General features: G+C 73.6%; 15 protein-coding genes. 7 read left to right on the top strand and 8 right to left on the bottom strand.

Translation table 11 applies throughout. The features are described 5' to 3' along the window. Positions 1 to 207 precede the first annotated feature (207 nt). Together IG05_RS0122275 and IG05_RS0122270 are read right to left on the bottom strand one after the other, a co-directional pair. Positions 208 to 3507, bottom strand: a complete 3300-nt coding sequence (locus IG05_RS0122275) for a S8 family serine peptidase (protein ID WP_030345131.1) — start codon at positions 3505 to 3507, stop codon at positions 208 to 210. A gap of 155 nt (positions 3508 to 3662) precedes the next feature. After that, positions 3663 to 4205 (bottom strand): CGNR zinc finger domain-containing protein, encoded by a 543-nt coding sequence (locus tag IG05_RS0122270; RefSeq protein WP_030345130.1) that lies wholly within the window; start codon positions 4203 to 4205, stop codon positions 3663 to 3665. A gap of 123 nt (positions 4206 to 4328) precedes the next feature. Here IG05_RS0122270 and IG05_RS0122265 point away from each other — a divergent pair, with 123 nt between their 5' ends. From IG05_RS0122265 to IG05_RS0122245, 5 genes are all read left to right on the top strand, one after another. After that, positions 4329 to 4775 (top strand): VOC family protein, encoded by a 447-nt coding sequence (locus tag IG05_RS0122265; RefSeq protein WP_030345128.1) that lies wholly within the window; start codon positions 4329 to 4331, stop codon positions 4773 to 4775. A 2-nt stretch (positions 4776 to 4777) separates the two neighbouring features. After that, complete coding sequence (locus IG05_RS0122260) at positions 4778 to 5644, top strand: pyridoxamine 5'-phosphate oxidase family protein (RefSeq protein WP_030345127.1); 867 nt, start codon at positions 4778 to 4780, stop codon at positions 5642 to 5644. 9 nt (positions 5645 to 5653) lie between these two features. Then, positions 5654 to 6136: an NUDIX hydrolase gene (locus tag IG05_RS0122255; protein WP_199808363.1), complete on the top strand. Its 483-nt coding sequence runs from the start codon at positions 5654 to 5656 to the stop codon at positions 6134 to 6136. A 200-nt stretch (positions 6137 to 6336) separates the two neighbouring features. Continuing rightward, positions 6337 to 8088 carry a TIGR03767 family metallophosphoesterase gene (locus IG05_RS0122250; RefSeq protein ID WP_030345124.1) on the top strand — a complete coding sequence of 584 codons (1752 nt, stop codon included), beginning with the start codon at positions 6337 to 6339 and terminating at the stop codon, positions 8086 to 8088. Positions 8089 to 8182: 94 nt separating this feature from the next. Then, positions 8183 to 9355 carry a serine hydrolase domain-containing protein gene (locus tag IG05_RS0122245; protein WP_051790113.1) on the top strand — a complete coding sequence of 391 codons (1173 nt, stop codon included), beginning with the start codon at positions 8183 to 8185 and terminating at the stop codon, positions 9353 to 9355. On the opposite strand, the gene IG05_RS0122240 is transcribed toward IG05_RS0122245, so the two are convergent. From IG05_RS0122240 to pepN, 3 genes are all read right to left on the bottom strand, one after another. After that, entirely contained in the window at positions 9322 to 10134 is an 813-nt protein-coding gene (locus IG05_RS0122240) for an SGNH/GDSL hydrolase family protein (protein WP_030345120.1), read from the bottom strand. The genes IG05_RS0122245 and IG05_RS0122240 overlap by 34 nt on opposite strands. A gap of 221 nt (positions 10135 to 10355) precedes the next feature. Next, entirely contained in the window at positions 10356 to 11405 is a 1050-nt protein-coding gene (locus IG05_RS0122235; RefSeq protein ID WP_030345119.1) for a hypothetical protein, read from the bottom strand. A gap of 218 nt (positions 11406 to 11623) precedes the next feature. Then, entirely contained in the window at positions 11624 to 14206 is a 2583-nt protein-coding gene (pepN, locus tag IG05_RS0122230) for an aminopeptidase N (protein ID WP_030345117.1), read from the bottom strand. Between the two features lie 137 nt (positions 14207 to 14343). Here pepN and IG05_RS0122225 point away from each other — a divergent pair, with 137 nt between their 5' ends. Next, the gene (locus IG05_RS0122225; RefSeq protein WP_030345116.1) at positions 14344 to 14985 is read left to right on the top strand and encodes a DsbA family protein; all 642 of its coding nucleotides are present in this window, start codon (positions 14344 to 14346) and stop codon (positions 14983 to 14985) included. A 23-nt stretch (positions 14986 to 15008) separates the two neighbouring features. Here the strand turns inward: IG05_RS0122225 and IG05_RS0122220 are convergent, their stop codons facing one another. The 3 genes from IG05_RS0122220 to IG05_RS0122210 are packed head-to-tail and all read right to left on the bottom strand — an operon-like array spanning position 15009 to position 18289. Beyond that, entirely contained in the window at positions 15009 to 16436 is a 1428-nt protein-coding gene (locus tag IG05_RS0122220) for an FGGY-family carbohydrate kinase (RefSeq protein ID WP_030345114.1), read from the bottom strand. 18 nt (positions 16437 to 16454) lie between these two features. Beyond that, entirely contained in the window at positions 16455 to 17480 is a 1026-nt protein-coding gene (locus tag IG05_RS0122215; protein ID WP_030345113.1) for a 2-hydroxyacid dehydrogenase, read from the bottom strand. Beyond that, a complete protein-coding gene (locus tag IG05_RS0122210) occupies positions 17477 to 18289 on the bottom strand; it encodes a DeoR/GlpR family DNA-binding transcription regulator (protein WP_037814424.1) in 813 nt (270 codons plus the stop codon). Before IG05_RS0122210 ends, IG05_RS0122215 begins: the two co-directional genes overlap by 4 nt. A gap of 179 nt (positions 18290 to 18468) precedes the next feature. On the opposite strand from IG05_RS0122210, the gene IG05_RS0122205 reads away from it, so the two are divergent. Then, positions 18469 to 19890 (top strand): FGGY-family carbohydrate kinase, encoded by a 1422-nt coding sequence (locus IG05_RS0122205; protein ID WP_030345111.1) that lies wholly within the window; start codon positions 18469 to 18471, stop codon positions 19888 to 19890. Positions 19891 to 19913 lie beyond the last annotated feature (23 nt).

Here is a 19913-nt window from a genome sequence, read left to right as displayed (position 1 = left end):
GGGTGGCCGGAGCCGGTGTCGGCCCCGCGTCCTCTGCCACCGTGCGCTGTGCGGGAAGGAGACGCCGGCGGGTGGGGGCCGCGGGAAGCGTGGTCGGTGGACGGGCCCTGACCCCCCGCCACCGCCCGCTGGGTCCTCGGGCGACGGCAGACGTGGGGAGGGGCGGGGTCCGTGAGGACGCCCGCCCCTCCTGGGGAACGCAAGCCGTTACGGCGTGACCTTCTCGATCTTCACGCTGCCGGTGCCCGCGACCGTGCCGCGGGTGTTCACCAGCTGGACGCGGCCGAAGAACTCGCGGCCGGCCGGAGCCGGGGCGGTGGCCGTGACCTGGCCGGTCACCGTGGCGGAGTCACCCGTGCCGAGCTTGACCGGGGCCGAGCCGTCGACCGTGACGGAACCGAGCGCGGTGGAGAAGAACACGTCCCGGTAGTCGTAGTCGGTGGAGCCGGACGGCACGGAGTAGCCCGCGACCTGGATGGTGTAGGTGCCGGCGGCCGGGGACGGCACGGACACCGCCTCCTCCGAGTCGCCGTCGGCGGACTGGGCGACCTGCTTGCCGGACGCGTCGAACACCGTCAGGTCCAGGTCGGCCGCCGTGTCGGAGACGCGCCCGATGGCGACGTCCAGCGAGGTCGTGCCGGCCGGGACCTCCACCGTGGTGGTCTGGGTCTCGCCCTGCTTGATGGCCGGGCGGGCCGTCTTGGCCGAGCCGAGCGGGCCGCCGGTCAGCTTGCCGTCCAGCGCGGCGTACTTGTTGGTCACCTTCCAGGAGGCGGTGGCCGGGGTGCCCACCTTGGCCTCGGGGACGGTCACCGTCTCCGGGTCGAACGCCGCGCCGAGGACGGTGACGTCCAGCCGGTACGGGTTGTCGAGCAGCGGGGACGTACGCCGGGACTCGACCTCGACCTCCCAGACGCCGGGCTGCGGGTCGGCGTAGGAACGCACGTCGGGCTTGCAGCCGTTGCCGTCGAGGTAGTTGTTGTAGCAGTACGGCGTCGAGGTGTTGTCGGACGGGACGCCGTACGGGTGGATGGCGATGAACCGGGTCTGGCTCCTGTCCTTCAGGCCGCCGATCGCGACCTCCAGGGAGGTCGCGCCCTCGGGCACGCTCAGGAAGTACGACTGCGTGCTGTTGCGCTGCACCGAGTCCGAGGCGGAGTACGTGTACGTCACCGGGGCCGCGACCACGACGGTGGACAGGATCTGCTTGTCGACGCCCTCGGTCCGCGGGTCGTCGACCTCCAGGATCGCGCTCTTGATGCCGGCGGACTTCGGGGCCGCCTGCACCTTGACGGTGACCGGCTGGTTCAGCGGCAGCCTGACGTCGTCGTCGTCGCCGACGATCCGGAACGTGCCGCCGGCGTTGTTCGCGAAGTGCAGCTCGTGCCGGACGGCCTTGTCCGGGCCGGAGGTGCGGGTGATCGTGACGTCGTACGTCTTCTTCTCGCCCGCCTTCAGGCCGCCCTCGCGGTCGTACAGGCCGGTGCCGAAGCCGGGGGTCTTGAGCGAGGAGTCGAGCGCCGTGTCGACCGGCGCCTTGACCGTGTAGTCGTGCGCGGTGGCGTCGTCCTTGACGGCGTCCCACGCGTCCACGATGTCGATCAGGCCCGCGCCCTCCTCGTACGCCTGCACACCCTTGATGTGGTGGGCGGTCGAGGTCAGTGCCGTGCGCAGCCTGGCGGGCGTGAGGTCGATGCCCTTCTGCTTGGCGGCGCTCAGCAGCAGCGCGGAGGCGCCGGCGGCCTGCGGGGAGGCCATCGAGGTGCCCTGGAGCATCGAGTAGCCGGCCGGCAGGGAGTAGCCCGCCTCGGTGACCGGGGAGCCCGGCAGCCAGGTCTGGGTGGTGTTGATCGCGGCACCGGGCGCGGTCAGGGTCGGCGTGAAGCCGCCGTCCTCACGCGGGCCGCGCGAGGAGAAGGGCATCATCGCGTACTTCTTCTCCACGGCCGAGCCGTAGTTGGCGGCCCACGTCTCCTTGGAGATCGCCGCGCCGACCGAGATCACCTTGTCGGCCAGGCCGGGGTCGCCGATGGTGTTGGCGCCGGGCCCGGAGTTGCCGGCGGAGATCACCAGCTGGACGCCGTAGGTGTCGATGAGCCGGGTGTACAGCTCGGCGCGCGCGTTGTTGCCGTCGTTCAGCGCGGGCAGGCCGCCGATCGACATGTTGACGATGTCGACCCCGCGCTTGGTGACGAGGTCGATCATGCCCTCGGTGAGGGCGACGTTGGTGCAGCCGCCGGTCCAGGTGCAGGCCCGCGAGGAGACCAGCTTGGCACCCGGGGCCGCGCCGTTCATCTTCCCGCCGAACAGGCCGTTCGCGGCGGTGATGCCGGCGACGTGGGTGCCGTGCTCGGACTCGATGACGCCGATGTTGACGTAGTCGGCCTTGGCGCCGGTGGAGTTGTAGACGACGTCCTTGCGGGTCTCGACCACGAACGGGACGCGCTCGGCGACGTCCGTCGCCGGGTCGTCGGTGCCGAAGTAGCCGACCTGGTAGTCGTCCTTGTAGGGCTTCATCGGCGTGTCGTCGGTGAAGTCCAGGTCGTCGTCGGTGTCGACGCGGACCGTGCCGGTGGCCGGGTCGTACAGCACGCCCCAGGCGTCGGTGGTGTCGCCGTCGCGGTTGAGGTCGCCCTTCTCGTCACCGCCGGCGGTGGCCGACTCGTACAGGTAGTTGAACTTGTACGAGCCTTCGGGCGCGGTGAACTTCTCGGTGCCCTGAGCGGCGGTGGTGATGGAGAAGGAGGGACCAAAGACGCCGGTGGTCATCCGGCGCCAGGTGCCGTCGCCGTCGGCGACCGGGTCGGTCGCGGTCACCCAGTCGACGATCTTCCGCTCGCCGGTGGTGGTCTTCTGCAGCGCCGGGTGGCCCAGGTCGATGCCGGAGTCCAGGATGCCGATGGTGATGCCGCGGCCGTCCGCCTTCGGGTGGTCCTCGACGAACTCGACGGCACCGGTCTCGAAGGACGGGTTGTACGGGTTCGCGGCGGGGGTCTTCTTCCCCGGCGCGGGGTAGGTGCCCTTGCCCGCCGCGGACTTGGCGCCGTTCGGCGCGGGGTCGTCCAGCGGGATCTCCTGCTTGAGGTCGATCGCCTGGACGGAGGAGAGCTTCGCGGCGGCGGCGATGGCCGAATCCGCCCGGCCCGTCGGGACGGTGGCGCGGACGTAGCCGAGCTTGTCGTCGGTGCGGCCCACCAGGCCGCCCTCGACCGCGTCCAGTTCCCCGGCGACCTGCTCGGTCTTCCCGGGCGTGGTCGCGATCATCATCGTGACGTTCTTGTCGCCGTCGGCCTTGGCCTCGGCGAGCAGGGCGGCGTCGTCCGAACCGAGCTTGTCGTGGGCGGACTTCACGCCGGGATCGGCGGCCGGGGCGGGCGGGGTGTCCGCGGCGAGGGCCAGCGGCACCGGCCCGGCCGCGGAGAGGGCGGCCACCGCGCCCACGGCCACGGCTATGCGGGCCAGGCGTCTCGGGCCGGGTATGGGATCACGCTCGGGCGTGTGGGTCATCGGCATCCCTCAGGTCAAGGAACGAGCGGACGAGAGCGCTCAGCCTGGCCCAGGGGTCCGGATTTTGGTGACCGTTGACCGAATCGAAATGAATGTATGGGGAAAACCCGCGATGGGATACGAGCGGATCCGTGCCGGTTCGGCCCGGATTCCGGTCAGTTCTCCTTCGAACGCGCGTAATGCCGGGACGCCTTGGCCCGGTTGCCGCACGCGGCCATCGAGCACCAGCGGCGGGTGCCGTTCCGGGAGGTGTCGAGGAAGTACAGGACGCAGCCGCCGCCGGCGCAGGTGCGGATCCGCTCCGGGGCCCGGGTGAGCAGGTCCAGGTAACTGCGGGCGGCGAGCCAGGCCGGACCCCAGGCGGGGTCGGCGAACTCGGGTTCCTCGGCCGGGCCGGCGGCGGTGAGCCGGGCCCGGATGCGGCCGTGCTCCAGTACGGCGTCCACGAGCGGTGCCGCCTCCCGCGGCGACCCGTCCACCGCGGCCTTGACCGCATCCCGGGCGGTGCGCAGGTGGCGCAGCACCTCCGCGCCGGCCGGATGGTCCCCGGCCAGCCCGTTGCCCGCGAGCCACACCGCCAGCCCGTCGGTGTCCGCGAGCAGGTCCTGGATGACGCCCTCCCGGTTCCACCGGGTGTTGAGCAGGTCGAGCGCGAGCGGCTCACCGGTGAGGGGGCGGGGATCGCGGGCGGTGGACATCGGGCACTCCTCCTCGGCTAACCACTCAAGCGTACGTGACCGGTTGACCCGTCCGAGGCTAACCGTCTAACGTGGATTAAGAAGGTTAGAGATGCCCGGCAAGGGCACGCCGAAGGGACAGCCATGACCTTGAGCACCGGCCACACCGGCCTGAACGTCACCGACCTCGACCGCTCGCTCGCCTTCTACCGGGACGTCCTCGGCTTCGCCCTGCTCACCGAGGGCAAGGAGGACGGCCGGCGCTACGCGTTCCTCGGCACCGGCGGCGACCGGCCCGTCCTCACCCTCTGGCAGCAGGCGCAGGGGTCGTACGACGGCGGCCGGGCCGGACTGCACCACCTCGCCTTCACCGCCGGCTCCCTCGACCGGGTCCGGGAGTACGAGACGGCGCTCAGGGCCGCCGGAGTGGAGTTCGCCCACGAGGGCGTGGTCGCCCACCGGGAGGGCTCGGCCTCCGGCGGCATCTTCTTCCACGACCCGGACGGCACCCGCCTGGAGATCTCCGTCCCGCACGGCGCCGAGAACGCCCCCGCCCCGCACGCTTCCGCCCCGACCTGCGGTTTCTTCTAGCCATGGGCGTGTACCACGCGGGATCGCGGGCCGTGCAGGACCGGGCCGGGGTCCGCGACCGCGCCGACCACGTGGGCCGCTCCCTGGGGCAGACGATCAAGCCGGTCGCGGCGGCCTTCCTGGAGCAGCAGCCCCTGCTGATCGTGGCCGCGGCGGACCCGGGGACGGGAAGGGTGTGGGCGTCGGCGCTCACCGGAGCACCGGGCTTCATGCGGGCGGCGGACCCCCGGCGGATGTCCGTGCACACCGCCGACCCGCTGGGGGCACGGCTGCGCGGCCGGCCCGTCGGCACCCTCGCCCTGGACCCCCGGACCCGCCGCCGCATGCGCCTCAACGGCCGCCTGCACCCCACGCCGGAGGGCTTCACCGTGGACGCGGACCAGGTCTTCGCCAACTGCCCGAAGTACATCCAGCGGAGGGAGACGTACGAGACGGTCGACCGCGCCCCCGGCACTCCCCGCCGCCTCACGCGATTCGGCACCGAGGAGGCGGACTTCATCGGCGCGGCCGACACCTTCTTCCTCGCCACCGTGCACCGCGCCGGCGCCGACGCCGGCCACCGCGGCGGCAACCCCGGCTTCGTCCGGGTCACCTCACCGCACGAGCTGACCTGGCCGGACTACGCCGGCAACGCCATGTTCCTCAGCCTGGGCAACCTGCACGCCGACCCCCGCGCCGGCCTGCTCTTCCTCGACTGGGAGACGGGCACCACCCTGCAGCTCACCGGCGAGGCCCGCACCGGGTTCGGCCCGGACGGCACCCGTACCGTCCGCTTCACCCTCGCCGAGGCCCGGTGGACCCCGGCCGCCCTGCCCCTGCGCTGGTCGGCACCGGAATATTCGCCCGCCAACCCGGATCCGGCGCGTTAACGTCCGTCCATGCGACGGAACTTGAGGGTGGCGGCCTACGCCGTGTGCGTCCGTGACGGACAGCTCCTGCTCGCCCGCTCGCCGGCGGCCGACGGCACGCCCGAGTGGGTGCTGCCCGGCGGCGGCATGGAGCACGGCGAGGACCCGTACGACACCGTCCGCCGCGAGGTCACCGAGGAGACCGGTTACCGCATCGAGGTGACCGGTCTCCTCGGCATCGACTCCTCCCGTCATGTCTTCCCCAGCGGGCGCCCACCGCGCCGTACCGACCACCACGGGGTGCGGATCGTCTACGAGGCCGAGATCACCGGCGGTGAACTCCGGTACGAGGTGGGCGGTTCCACCGACTTCGCCGCCTGGCACGACCTGGCCGCCGTACCCGGACTGACCCGCATCCGGCTGGTCGACACCGCGCTGCGGCTGTGGCGCGAGCGCCCGCCGCACGGACGCCTGGCGGACCGGCCCGTACCCCGGCAGATGAACGAGGAGTGACCGGGCCCGGGCCGGCCGCGATCCACTCCGTGACCGCGCCCGGTACCCCGTGATCCACGTACGGTGATCGGCGCTGCGCGTTGCCGCCGCGTTCACGCACCGGCCATCCCCGCTGCCAACGATCCACAGTGAGCGGGACGTTCGCGTCCGCGACGCCCCGCGACCACTGCCGACGCGTTCGCACTCGGGGAGATCGCGCCATGTCGCGCATACGCTCTGTCACCGCCTCCGTTCCGGGGGTCAACCGCCGTACCGTCCTCGCCGCCGCCGGAGCCGTCTCGCTCTCCGCGGGCGTCGGCTACGCCCTGCGTCCCACCGACAGCCAGGCCGCCACCACCGCCGAGGCACCGGTCGCCCGGTCCCGGCAGGCCCCCGCCGCGGCCCCGCTCGCCCCCTACACCAAGGGCACCACCCTCGCCTCCGTCGCCGCCCCGCGGGGCGGCTCCGGCTACCGCCGCCTCGGCGACGGGCCCGGCTGGAAGCGGGTCGTACGCGACGAGCTGGCCGCGCCCAAGTCGGGCCGGGCCGGCCGCCGTACGACCCTCGCCGCGTTCGTGCAGTTCACCGACCTGCACCTGATGGACGTCCAGCACCCGCTGCGCCTGGAGTACCTGCGCTCCCGCGACGTGCACGCCTGGCGCCCGCACGAGGCGCTGACCGTGCCCGGCGCGATCTCCCTCGTGGAGCGGGTCAACGCGCTGCGCGGCGCGCCCGTCACCGGTGCCCCGCTGCACTTCGTGATGACGACCGGCGACAACACCGACAACAACGCCCACTCCGAACTGGAGTGGTTCATGAAGGTGATGAGCGGCGGCCGGATCACCCCGGACTCCGGTGCCCCCGGGCACTACGAGGGCGTGCAGAACAGCGGGCTGAAGCTGTACTGGCAGCCCGGCTCCGCCACCCGCGACCACGACAAGGCACTCGGCTTCCCCCACCTGGAGAAGTTCCTGGCCGCCGCGATCCGCGAGGTGCGCAGCCCCGGGCTCGCCCTGCCCTGGTACTCCACCGTCGGCAACCACGACGCCCTCCCGCTCGGCTGCTACGGCTCCCACGCCGACCCCTACCTCGCCGAGGCGGCCATCGGCGGGAAGAAGCTGATGAGCGTCTCCGCCGCCGACGCCGGGAAGCTCCAGGACGCCATCAAGAACGCCAAGGACCCCAAGGGCGCCGGCTACCGCGACTTCCTCAAGGCCCACGCCCGTTCGATGCGCTCGGTCACGCCGGACGAGAAGCGCGCCCCGTACACCCAGGCCGACTACCTCAAGGCCCACCTCGACCCCGCCCACCAGGGGCACGGCCCGGTCGGCCACGGCTACTCGTCGGCGAACCTGGACGCGGGCACCCAGTACTACGCCTTCCGCATCTCCGACGACGTCATCGGCATCAGCCTCGACACCACCGACGCCGGCGGCCACTACGAGGGGTCCGTCGGCACCGCCCAGCTGAAGTGGCTCGACAGGACGCTGAAGGACAACAAGGACTCCTACGCCGTCGTCTTCAGCCACCACACCAGCAGGACCATGACCAACACCCGGCCCGACCCGGCCCGCCCGGGGGAGAAGCGGCACGACGGCGCCGAGGTGATCTCCGTGCTGTCCGCCCACGCCAACGTGCTGGCCTGGGTGAACGGCCACATCCACAAGAACGTCATCACCCCGCACCGGGCTTCCGGCGGACGCTCCTTCTGGGAGATCTCCACCGCCTCGCACGTCGACTACCCGCAGCTCGCCCGGATCATCGAGCTGGTCGACAACAAGGACGGCACCGTCTCCCTGTTCACCACCCTGATCGAGTCCGCGGCCCCGCACCGCACCGACTACGCCGACCTCTCCCAGACCGGCCTCGCCGCCCTCTACCGCGAGCTGTCCTACAACGCCCCCGGCGCCGGTACGACCCTCGCCGGCACCGCGGCCGACCGGAACACCGAGCTGGTGCTGAAGAAGAGCTGAAAGTCACTCAACCGGCCTACACCGGGGCAACCTTCGCACAACCCTCCCGAGTCCCTCCCCCCGACCGCACCGCACACCACAGGTTGGGGAAGACATGCGCGTACGCACGGCTCTGGCGGCCACCACCGCCCTGCTCCTCTCGGCGGCCCTCGCGGGCCCGGCCGTCGCGGCCGGACCCGCGTCCCCCGGGCACACCGCGACCCGCGAGGCCCTCGCGGCGGCCGTCGCGGCCGGCGCACCCGGCGCCACCGCCACCGCGCGCGACGGCCACGGCACCTGGTCCGCCACGGCCGGCGTGGGCGACACCCGCACGGGCAGAGCGCGTTCGGCCGCCGACCACTACCGCGTCGCCAGCATCACCAAGACCTTCGTCGCCACCGTCCTGCTCCAGCTGGAGGCGGAGGGCCGGCTCTCCCTGGACGACACGGTGGAACGGTGGCTGCCGGGCGTGATCCGCGGCCACGGCCACGACGGCCGCGAGATCACCCTGCGGCAGCTGCTGAACCACACCAGCGGCATCCACGACTACCTCGCCGACCCGGAGTTCAGCCGCGACTACTTCACCGAGGCCGGCTTCTCCGAGCACCGCTACGACACCCTCACCCCGCGGCACCTGCTCGGCCTCGCGCTGCGGCACGAGCCGGACTTCGCGCCGGGCACCTCCTGGCGGTACTCCAACACCAACTACGTGGTCGCCGGCATGGTGATCGAGAAGGTGACGGGCCACCCGTACGGCACCGAGATCACCCGCCGGATCACCGCCCCGCTGCATCTGGGGGCCACCTCCGTGCCCGGCACCCGCACCACCCTGCCGCGGCCGAGCAGCAGGGCGTACTCGACGTTCGCGGTCCCCGGCGGCCCGGCGTACGACGTCACGGAGCTCAACCCGTCCCTGGCCTCCTCCGCCGGCGAGATGATCTCCGACTCCGCCGACCTGTCCCGCTTCTACGGCGCCCTGCTGCGCGGCGAGCTGCTGCCGCCGCGGCAGCTGGAGGAGATGAAGACCACGGTGGCCACCGGGATCGCGCCCGGCATCCGCTACGGCCTCGGCCTCATGGACACCCGGCTGGCCTGCGGAGTGCACGTCTGGGGCCACACCGGCGGGATCCACGGCTCGGTGTCCGAGGCGCAGACGACGGCGGACGGCCGGCACTCCCTGGCGGTCAACCTCAACGGGGACTGGGCCGGGGACACCTCGGCCGTGGTCGAGAAGGAGTTCTGCCCGCCGGCGTCTCACCCCGAGACCCGGGTGAGCACCGGCAGGTAGCCGAGGGACTGTCCCGGTGCCGTCGGGTGGTAGGACTCGGTGATCGCCAGCACGTCGACACCGTGCAGCCAGGGCCGGGACGAGCAGATCTCGTGCCCGGCGAAGGCGGTGGTGACGTCGGCGAAGGTGAAGCCGTGGGCGGTGGCGCGCTGGGCGATGACGGCGTTGAGGTGGTCCACGGCGTCGTTCAGGGCGGCCCGTTCGCCGTCCGGCAGGCCCAGCGCGCAGGCACCCTGGAGGTGGTAGAGGCGCGGGTAGCCGAGCACCACCACACGGGCTGCGGGAGCCCGGTCGCGGATGGCCGAGTAGAGCCGGTCGAGGTTGCCGGAGAGGGACCCGTCCATCGTGGTGCGGGCCCCGGAGACGGCGGACAGGCACCCTTGGGCACCGCCCAGCGCGCATCTCGCGATGACGGAGACGAATCCCGTGTCGCTGCCGCCCACGGTGAGCGTGACCAGTCCGGTGCGCGGGCTGAGATGGCCGAGCTGGTCGGTCAGGACGTCGTCGGCGCCGGCGCCGTTGCACGCGGCGAAGGTGAAGGACGCCGGCGCGTGGGCCTCGGCCCACAGCACGGGGAAGGCCCGGCTGCTGCGCTTGCACTCCTTGCCGGAGGCCAGGTAGTCGCCGGCTCCGGCACCGGAGGAGTAGGAGTCGCCGAGGGCCACGTAGCCGCCGGCCACGCTACGGGGTGCCACCTGTGCCGTCGCGGGATCGGCGAACGCGCAGGCGGCCGCGAGGAGGAGGGAGCACGCGCCTGCCGCTATCCGGGGGTGTCTCATGACTCTCCTGTACCGCGGCCGGCTCCCCGCCCGCCCGCCCAGCTCGTCCGTTCCGGTGAACCCTCACCCGCCCGGCGCAGCAGAAGTGGACGGACGGCGCCGCGCATGAGGGGGCGGCGGCGCGCACGCACGAGGAGGGGCCGCCGGCGTCCGGCCCGGCGGCCCCTCCTCTCCCCTCCTCAAGGGCCCTCGGCCCCTCCCGGCGTCACCCCGGTCCGTCACTACCGGGGCAGCACCAGGACGTACGCGGCGGGATCGCGGTCCCCGGACGCCATCAGCGCCGTCCGCACCACCGCCGCCTGCTGCTCCAGGGACTGCCGGAGCTTCCTCGGCGTGATGTGCACGACCGTGATGCCGAGGCGCTCCAGGTGCTCGCGCTTGCGGGCGTACTCCGACCACAGCGCGTCGTCGTCCTGCCCCCGGCCCTGCCGGGGTGCGCGGGTGTCGAGTTCCAGGGCGACCGCCTGGTCCGGCCAGTAGGCGTCCAGGCCGCCGAGGTGCGGACCGCCGGGCAGGCGCAGGTCGACGTTCCAGACCGGGTCGGGCAGGCCGTACTCGCTGACCATCCGGTACAGGCGGTCCTCGGCGATCGAGCGGCCCTCGGCGACCAGGGCGTCCACGGCGTCCACCAGGTGCGGGCGGTGCAGCAGCTTCGCCAGGGTCAGCTCGCGCACCACGGCCGCCGGTTCGCAGTGGCCGCCGCGCACCGCCTCGGTGAGCAGCCGGCGTACCGCCTCCGCGTCCGTCAGCTCGGCCACCGCGTCCGCCAGCGCCCGCGGCACCGGGGCCACCGGCAGGCCCGACACCGTCTGCGGGGTGGGCAGGGCCGGGGTGCGCAGCACGCGGACGTAGCCGGCGGAGCGCAGCCGGCGGGGGCGCGGGACCAGGACGTCCACGTGGTCCGCGGAGGCCGGCGGTGGGGTGGACGAGAAGCCGTGCAGGGTCAGCGCGGCGAGGCCGGTGAGCACCGCGTCGGTGTACAGCGGCCGGTGCGGGCTGTCGGCGGTCGGCTGGGCCGGGACGGCCGGCTCGGCGGCGCGGGCCGCGTACAGCAGGGCCCCGTGCAGCCGCTCCTCGCCGGTGGGCGGCCCCGGGTGCAGCAGGATCACGTTCGGGAGCAGCTCCCGCCAGGGGCCGCCGGCCCGGCACTGCTCGGACAGCTCGGCCGGTGACACGCCGTGGGCGCGCAGCTGGGCCGCCGTCAGGACGCGGCGGTGGACGTCGGAGAGGTGGCGCAGGGGGCGGGGGGAGAGCGGGGTGTTGTGGGTCATGGACTCGGGATTCCCTTGTCCGGCCGCCCTCTTAACCGCTGTTACACGTCCGTCGATGAATGCGGACAAGACGGGACTAAAGGTCAGGTGTTCGGATGCCGAGGAGGTACGGAAAACCCCTGGTCCGATCGGGTGCGGACCAGGGGTTACGGCTAGGTTCGACCGAATCTCGTAACGGTCGCCGCCCGGGGAAGCTCAGGCCACGGCCCGGCCGGAGGTCACCGGTCGCCGGCCGCCGCGTCGCACTCCTGTGCGCGCAGCGCCCGCGCCAGGTCGTCCCGTGCCTCCAGCACCAGCCGGCGCAGTGCCGGCGCCGCGTCGGCATGCGACCGGAGCCACACGTCCGTCGCGTCCAGCGTCTCCCGCCGGTCCTGGTACGCCGGGAACAGACCCCGCACCACGTCCATGCCGATCTGGATCGACCGCTCCCGCCACACCCGCTCGATCGCCGCGAAGTACAGCTGCGCGTACGGCGCGGTCAGCTCCCGCTGCGAAGGCTGCTGGAAGCCCGAGATCGTCGCCTCCACCAGCGCGTTCGACAGCGCGTCGGACTCCACCACCTGCGCCCACGCCTGCGCCTTGACCGCCGCCGACGGCCGTGCGGCCAGGCAGCGCACCTGGTGCCGCTTGCCCGACGCCGTGTCGTCCCGGGCCAGCTCCGCCGCCAGCACCGACTCGTCCGCCGCCCCGTGCGCGGCCAGCGGCTCCAGGAACGCCCAGCGCAGCTCCTGGTCCACCTCCAGCCCCTCGATCCCGGTGGTGCCGTCCAGCAGGTCCGCCAGCAGCTTCAGGTCCGGCTCGGCGGAGGCCACCGCGGCGAAGAACCGCGCCCAGGCCAGCTGGTGCTCACTGCCCGCCTCGGCCGCCCGCAGCTCCCGCAGCGCCCCCTCGGCCAGCAGCTCCGCGCCGGTCTCCCGCCACGCCGGCGCCGCGTAGTGCACCAGCGCCGAGTTCGCCCAGGCGTGCAGCATCTGCAGCACGCCGATGTCCGACTCGCGGCCCGCGAACCGCAGCACCAGGTCGATGAAGTCGCGCGCCGGCAGCAGCCCGTCCCGGGTCAGGTTCCACAGCGCCGACCAGCACAGGGCGCGCGCCAGCGGGTCCGTCAGCCCGCCCAGGCCGGACCGCAGCGTCGCCAGCGAGGTCTCGTCGAACCGGACCTTGCAGTAGGTCAGGTCGTCGTCGTTGACCAGCACCAGCTCCGGCGCCTCGGCACCCGCCAGCTCCGCCACGACCGTACGCGGCTCGTGCAGGTCCGTCTCCACGCGCGCGTACCGCTCCAGCGCCCCCGCGGGCGTACGGCGGTACAGGCCCACCGCGATGCGGTGCGGGCGCAGCTCCGGGTGCGACTCGGGGGCCTCCTGGAGGATGGCCAGCTCCGCGATCCGGCCGCCCTCGGTGTCCAGCAGCACCTGCGGGGTCAGCGTGTTCACCCCGGCCGTCTCCAGCCAGGACCGCGACCACGCCGTCATGTCCCGGCCGCTGGTCTCGGCCAGCACCGACAGCAGGTCGCCCAGGCGGGTGTTGCCGTACGCGTGGCGCTTGAAGTAACGCCGGGCGCCCTCCAGGAAGGCGTCCTGGCCGACGTACGCCACCAGCTGCTTGAGCACCGAGGCGCCCTTGGCGTAGGTGATGCCGTCGAAGTTCAGCTTGGCGTCCTCCAGGTCACGGATGTCCGCCGTGATCGGATGCGTGGACGGCAGCTGGTCCGCGCGGTACGCCCAGGCCTTGCGGCGGTTGGCGAAGGTGGTCCACGCGTCCTTGAAGCGGGTCGCGCCCACGTTGGCGAACGTGCCCATGAAGTCCGCGAAGGACTCCTTGAGCCACAGGTCGTCCCACCACTCCATGGTGACCAGGTCGCCGAACCACATGTGCGCCATCTCGTGCAGGATGACGTTGGCCCGCGCCTCGTACGACGCCTGCGTCACCTTCCCGCGGAAGATGTACTCCTCGCGGAAGGTCACCAGACCCGGGTTCTCCATCGCACCCAGGTTGTACTCGGGCACGAACGCCTGGTCGTACTTCCCGAACGGGTACGGGTGGTCGAAGTGGTCGTGGAAGAAGTCCAGGCCCTGCTTCGTCACCAGGAACACGTCGTCGGCGTCGAAGTGCGGGGCGAGACCCTTGCGGCACATCGCGCCGAGCGGGATCTCCAGCTTCGTGCCGTCCTCGAAGGTGCGCGTGTAGGAGTCCGTCACATAGTGGTACGGGCCCGCCACCACGCACGTGATGTACGTCGAGATCGGCTTGGTCTCCGCGAACCGCCAGACACCGTCCGTGAGTTCACCGGCGCCGTTGCTCCACACCGTCCACCCCTCGGGCGCCCGCACCTCGAAGCGGTACGGCGCCTTCAGGTCCGGCTGCTCGAAGTTCGCGAACACCCGGCGGGCGTCGGCCGGCTCGTACTGCGTGTACAGGTAGACCTCGCCGTCCTCCGGGTCGACGAAGCGGTGCAGGCCCTCGCCGGTGCGGGAGTAGGCGCACTGAGCGTCCACCACCAGCTCGTTCTCCGCGGCCAGGTCCTCCAGCGCGATCCGGGAGCCGTCGAAGACCTCGCCCGGGTCCAGGTCCCGGCCGTTCAGCGAGACGGACGTCACGCTCGGCGCGATCAGATCGGCGAAGCCGGCGGCACCCGGCTCGTTGCAGCGGAAGCGGACGGTGGTCACCGAGCGGAACGTGCGCGGCTCGCCGCCCGCGTCGCCGACGGCGGACCGCAGGTCCAGGGACACCTCGTAGCCGTCGACGGACAGCAGGGCGGCCCGCTCCCGGGCCTCGTCGCGGGACAGATTCTCACCGGGCACGGACGGCACTCCCTTGTGATCACGTGGATGGCGGCTGAACAGGACCGATCCTGCCATGCGCTCCTGACGGGGCGGACGGGGAATGGCGGGGCGGACCACGGCGTTTCCCGGGGAAAGAGTTCCTGACGAGGAGAGACATGTCGGACAAGACCCCCGTCGACTTCTGGTTCGACCCGCTGTGCCCCTGGGCCTGGATGACCTCCCGCTGGGTGCTGGAGGTGGAGAAGGTCCGCGACATCGAGGTCCGCTGGCATGTGATGAGCCTCGCCGTGCTCAACGAGGACAGGCTCGACGAGCTGCCCGAGGAGTACCGCGAGATGCTCGCGACCAAGGCGTGGGGCCCGGTCCGCGTCGTCATCGCGGCCCGGCAGGAGCACGGCCCGGAGGTGCTCGGCGACCTCTACACGGCGCTCGGCACGCGCATCCACAACCAGGGCGAGGGCCCCGAGAAGTCGGCCGTGGCCGCCGCGCTGCAGGACGTGGGGCTGCCCGAGTCCCTCCTGGACCACTGGGACTCCACGCCGTACGAGCCGGAGCTGCGCGCCTCCCACAAGGAGGGCATCGAGAAGGTCGGCCAGGACGTCGGCACCCCCGTCATCGCGGTGCCCGGCCCCGACGGCGAGCAGATCGCCTTCTTCGGCCCGGTCGTCACCCCGGCCCCGCAGGGCGAGGAGGCGGCCCGCCTGTGGGACGGCACCCTCGCCGTGGCCTCCGTGCCGGGCTTCTACGAGCTCAAGCGCACCCGCACCAAGGGCCCGGACTTCAGCAACCTGGTCTGACCGGGCCCGGCGACGCGGAGCGCTCAGCGCCGGGCCCGTCCGCGTGCCGCCGCCAGCAGTTCCAGGTGCTCCTCGTAGCCCTTCGCGTAGTACGCCACCCGGTCCGGGTCCGGCTCGATCACCCGGGTCGGCCCGGTCCAGGCGGCGGTGTCCAGGGGGACGCCGTACCGGGCGGCGGCCGCGAGCACCGCGCCCCGCGCGCCGACCTCGCCCTCCACCATCTTCAGCGGCCGGCCCAGCACATCCGCCAGCAGGCCCGTCCAGGCGAGGCTGCGGGTGCCGCCGCCGCACACCGCGAGCGAACCGGTCAGGCCCGCCGCCTCCAGGCAGTGCCGGGCCGCGTAGCCGATGCCCTCGCAGGTGGCCCGGACCAGGTCGGCGGGGCGCGTCTCCAGCGAGACCCCGAGCAGCTCGGCCCGCAGCCCGGGCTCCACGAAGGGCGCCCGCTCACCGGACGGCGCGAAGTACGGCAGCACCCGCACCCCCGACGAGCCCGGCGGGGCGGCGGCCAGCAGGTCCTCCAGCTCCTCGTGCCGGACCCCCGTCGTGCGCAGCACCCAGTCGAGCGCCGCCGTGCCGACCATCGCGGGCATCGCGCGCAGCCAGTGGCCGGGCCGGTCGGTGGAGATGTACAGCCCCGCCGGTTCGCCGTCCAGGTCCAGCTCGGTGGTGGCGACCAGGCTCGCCAGACACGTGCCCACGATCAGCAGGCCGTCGCCGGGCGCGGTCACCCCGGCGCCGAGCGCGCAGGCGGCCAGGTCGTACGGGCCGTTCGCCAGCGGGGTCCCGGCGGGCAGCCCCTCGCCGCCCGCCTCGCCGGTCGAGATCGGATCGCCGATGTCCGGGAGCAGCCCGCGCCGGTGGCCGAGGCCGAGGAGCTCCACCACCCCGTCGTCGTACGACCGTGAGCGCGGGTCCAGGAACGGCATCGACGCGTCCGACACGTCCGTCACCGCCCGCCCGGCACCGGTCAGCCGCTGGAACACCATGTCCTTGCAGTAGACGGCCGCAGCGGCGGCGTCCAGCGCCTCCGGTTCGTGCCGGTCCAGCCAGGCCAGCAGCGGTCCCGGGCAGCCCGGGAACATCGCGCCGCCGGTGCGCCGGAAGACGGCCTCGAAGGTGCCGTCCGCCAGCCACCGGTCCACCAGTTCGTGCGCCCGACCGTCCATCCAGGAGAGCGCCCGCCGCACCGGGCGGCCCGCCGCGTCCACCAGCCAGACCCCGTCGCCCTGCCCGGTCAGCCCGGCCAGCTCCACGGGCGCCGCCAGCCGCGCGGTCAGCGTCCGCAGCACACCGACGACGGCCGCGTACACCTCCCGCATCTCCTGCTCCACGGCCCCCTGCCGCACGTCGAGGTGCACCGGCCGTGCCTCGACGGCCAGTTGCCGCCCACCCCGGTCGAAGGCGGCGGCCTTCACCAACGAGGTCCCCACATCGATCCCGACGAACATGCCAAGCCTCCCGGGGAATCAGGTCAGACAATGCGCGAGGGGCTCCCCGCGGGCCCACCGGCCCACTTCGGCGGCGGCGATCCGGGCGGCCTTCTCCGCCACCGCGCGGCTGGCGCCGCCCAGGTGCGGGGTGAGCACCACGCGGTCGGACAGCGCGCGCAGCCGGGAGTCCGCCGGCAGCGGTTCGCGGGCGAAGGTGTCCAGGGCCGCCGCCGACAGCCGCCCTGCGGCCAGCGCGTCGCACAGCGCGTCCTCGTCCAGCAGCGGGCCCCGGGCCGCGTTGACCACCACCGCGCCCGGCGGCAGCAGCGCCAGCTCCCGGGCGCCGAGCAGACCGCGGGTCTCGGCGGTGAGCCGGGCGTGCAGGGTGATGACACGGGAGCGGCGCAGCAGGTCGTCCAGCGACGACAGGCGCAGCCCGTGCACCTCGCCGCGCACGTACGGGTCGTACACCATCACCCGCGCCCCGAACGCGGACAGCACCCGGGCGACCCGGCTGCCGACCGCGCCGTAGCCGACGAGCCCGACCGGCAGGTCCTCCAGCTCCAGGCCGCTGTCCTCGTAGGTGTAGTACGACGCACCGGCCCAACTGCCCTGCCGGGCCAGGAGGTCGTGGGCCTGCGGGATGCGGCGCAGGGCGGCGAGCAGCAGGCCGACGGTGAACTCGGCGGTGGCGGCGGCGTTGCGGCCGGGCGCGAAGCACACCCGCACGCCGTGCCGCCCGGCCGCCTCCAGGTTGACGTTGACCGGTCCGCCCCGGCAGACGACGACCAGCCGCAGCTCCGGGCAGGCGGCGAGGACGCGTTCGGTGACCGGTGCCATCTGGGTGACCAGCACCTCGGCGCCGTCGAGGGCCGCGATCAGCTCGTCCTCGGCGTCGCTCGCCTCGCTCACCTCGGCCACCGGCCCGAACGGCTCCAGCGGCCAGCCCAGGGTCAGCTCCCGCACCGCGCAGTCGGTCTCCGCCGCGAGCGCGGCCGTGATCAGGGACGGCAGGACGAAGTGGTCGCCGGCGGCCACCACACGCATTCCACCGGAGGTCATCGCAGGGGGTCTCCCGTCTCGGCCGCGGTGGCGCACACCTCGTAGCGCACCTTGTGCTCGTCCAGGTCGCGCAGTGCCTCGGGGGCGGCCCCGTCGTCCACCAGCAGCAGGTCGAAGCGGGACAGCGGGGCCACCCGGTGCAGGGCGACCCGGCCCAGCTTGGTGTGGTCGGCGAGCAGCACGTTCCGGGCGGCGATGTCGAGCATCGCCCGCTTCACCGAGACGATGTGCTGCTCCTGGTGGTAGGCGTGGCCGCCGTGCACGCCCGAGGTGGACACGAAGCCGACGTCGACGCGGAGCTGGCCGACGGCCTCCACGCAGGACACCCCGAGGAAGGAGGAGTGCAGCGGGTCGTAGTCGCCGCCGAGCGCCACCAGGCGGATGCCCCGCTGCTCGGCGAGGAGGTTGATCGCCTCCAGGAAGTTGGTGACGACGGTGAGCGGGGTGATCCCGCCGAGCCGCAGCCGGCGCGCTATCTCCAGGGCGGAGGTGGAGTCGTCCAGCAGGACGGCCATGCCGGGTTCGATCTGCCGCACCGCCCGCTCGGCGAGGGCGGCCTTCTGCGGGCGCATGGTCTTCAGCCGGTACTGCACGTTCGACTCGAACACCCCCGACGGCTGCGCGGTCACCCCGCCGCGGAACTTCCGTACGACGCCCTGCCGTTCCAGCTCGTCCAGGTCCCGGTGGATGGTCATCAGGCTGACCCCGAACCGCTCGGCCAGCTCCGCCGCGCTCGCCGAGCCCTCGGCGAGGACGAGGCCGGCCAGGGCGGCCTGCCGGGCCACGGGACCCTGCGGTGCCTTGTCCATCCGGGACCTTTCGTCGGCGGGGCGGTGGGGCCGGGCGGTTCACCGTGCGAGTCGGCCCGGCAACAGAGGGTGTATCGCGGCTGACACGCCGTCAATCCCTTGCGCACGGGGAAATCAGGGGGAAATCTCGAAGGAGCGTGGGAAGTTCACAGGACCGGTCGCGAGAAGCGGAGGTTCGGATGGATGAGGCGTGGCTCGGGGTCGACCTCGGCACGCAGGGGGCGCGGGCGCTGCTGGTGACGGCCGACGGCAGGGTGTCCGGCAGCGGTGCGGTGCCGCTCACCCGGGGACGCCGGGAGGGGGTGCGGCATGAGCAGGACCCCCTGGAGTGGTGGGCGGCGGTGGGCACGGCCTGCCGGGCGGCGCTCGCCGGGGCGCGGGTCCGGGTGGCCGGGGTCGCGGTGTGCGGGACGTCCGGGACCGTGCTGCTCACGGACGACGGCGGCCGGCCGGTGAGCCCCGCGCTGATGTACGACGACGGGCGGGCCGCCGCCGAGGCGGGCCGGCTGCGCTCCGCCGGGCTCGCGGTGCAGGACACCTGGGCGCTGCCCAAGGTGCGCTGGCTGGTCGGCGCGCACGGCCCGGGCCGGGTCGCCCACCAGCCGGACGTGATCACCGCCCGGCTGGTGGGCCGCCCGGTGCCCAGCGACTCCAGCCACGCCCTGAAGACGGCCTACGACCTGCACCGCGAGGCGTGGCCCGACCTCACCGGACTGCCCGCGGGCGTCCTCCCGGAGGTGGTGCGGCCCGGCACCCGGCTCGGCGAGGTCTGCCCGGCCGCCGCCGGGGCCACCGGGATCCCGGCCGGCACGCCCGTCGTCGCCGGCATGACCGACGGCTGCGCCGCCCAGATCGCCGCCGGCGCGCTGCGCGAGGGCGCCTGGAACTCGGTGCTGGGGACGACACTGGTCCTCAAGGGCGCCGCCGCGCGGCCGGTGTCCGACCCGGCCGGGGTGGTCTACAACCACCGCGCGCCCGACGGCACCTGGCTGCCGGGCGGGGCCTCCAGCGTCGGCGCCGGCGTGCTCACGGCCCGCTTCCCGGGCGCGGACCCGGCCGCGCTGGACGCCCGCGCCGCCGCCTTCGAGCCCTCGGCCGCGGTCGCCTATCCGCTCGTCTCGCCCGGTGAACGCTTCCCCTTCCTCGCCCCGCGGGCCACCTCCCTGCTGCTCGGCGACCCGGTGTCGGACGCCGACCTGTGGGCGGCCCTCCTCCAGGGCGTGGCCTTCACCGAACGCCTCTGCCTGGACTACCTCCACCACCTGGGCGCCCCCCTCGACGGCACCCTCACCGCCACCGGCGGGGGCGCCCGCAGCGCCTACTGGACCCAGCTGCGCGCCGACGTCCTGGGCCGGCCGCTGCACGTCCCGGCCCGCACCGAGCCGGCGCTGGGCATGGCCGCCCTGGCCGCGTACGGCACCGGGGCGGGGCCGACGCTCGCCGCGGTGGCCGAGGCGATGGTGCGCCCCGGCACCACGGTCGAGCCCCGCCCCGGCCGCACCGCCCGCTTCACCGAGCCCTACGCCCGGCTGGTGGGGGAGCTGGAGGCGCGGGGGTGGCTGCCGCACCCGGTGGCCGCGCACGCGCGGGCGCGGCTGTGAGGGGCGCTCCGCCCGGGATACTG

The organism is Streptomyces sp. NRRL S-1022 (genome assembly GCF_000720135.1).
In the GTDB taxonomy this organism is placed as follows: Bacteria; Actinomycetota; Actinomycetes; order Streptomycetales; family Streptomycetaceae; genus Streptomyces.
This window is presented reverse-complemented; position numbering and strand designations above follow the sequence as displayed.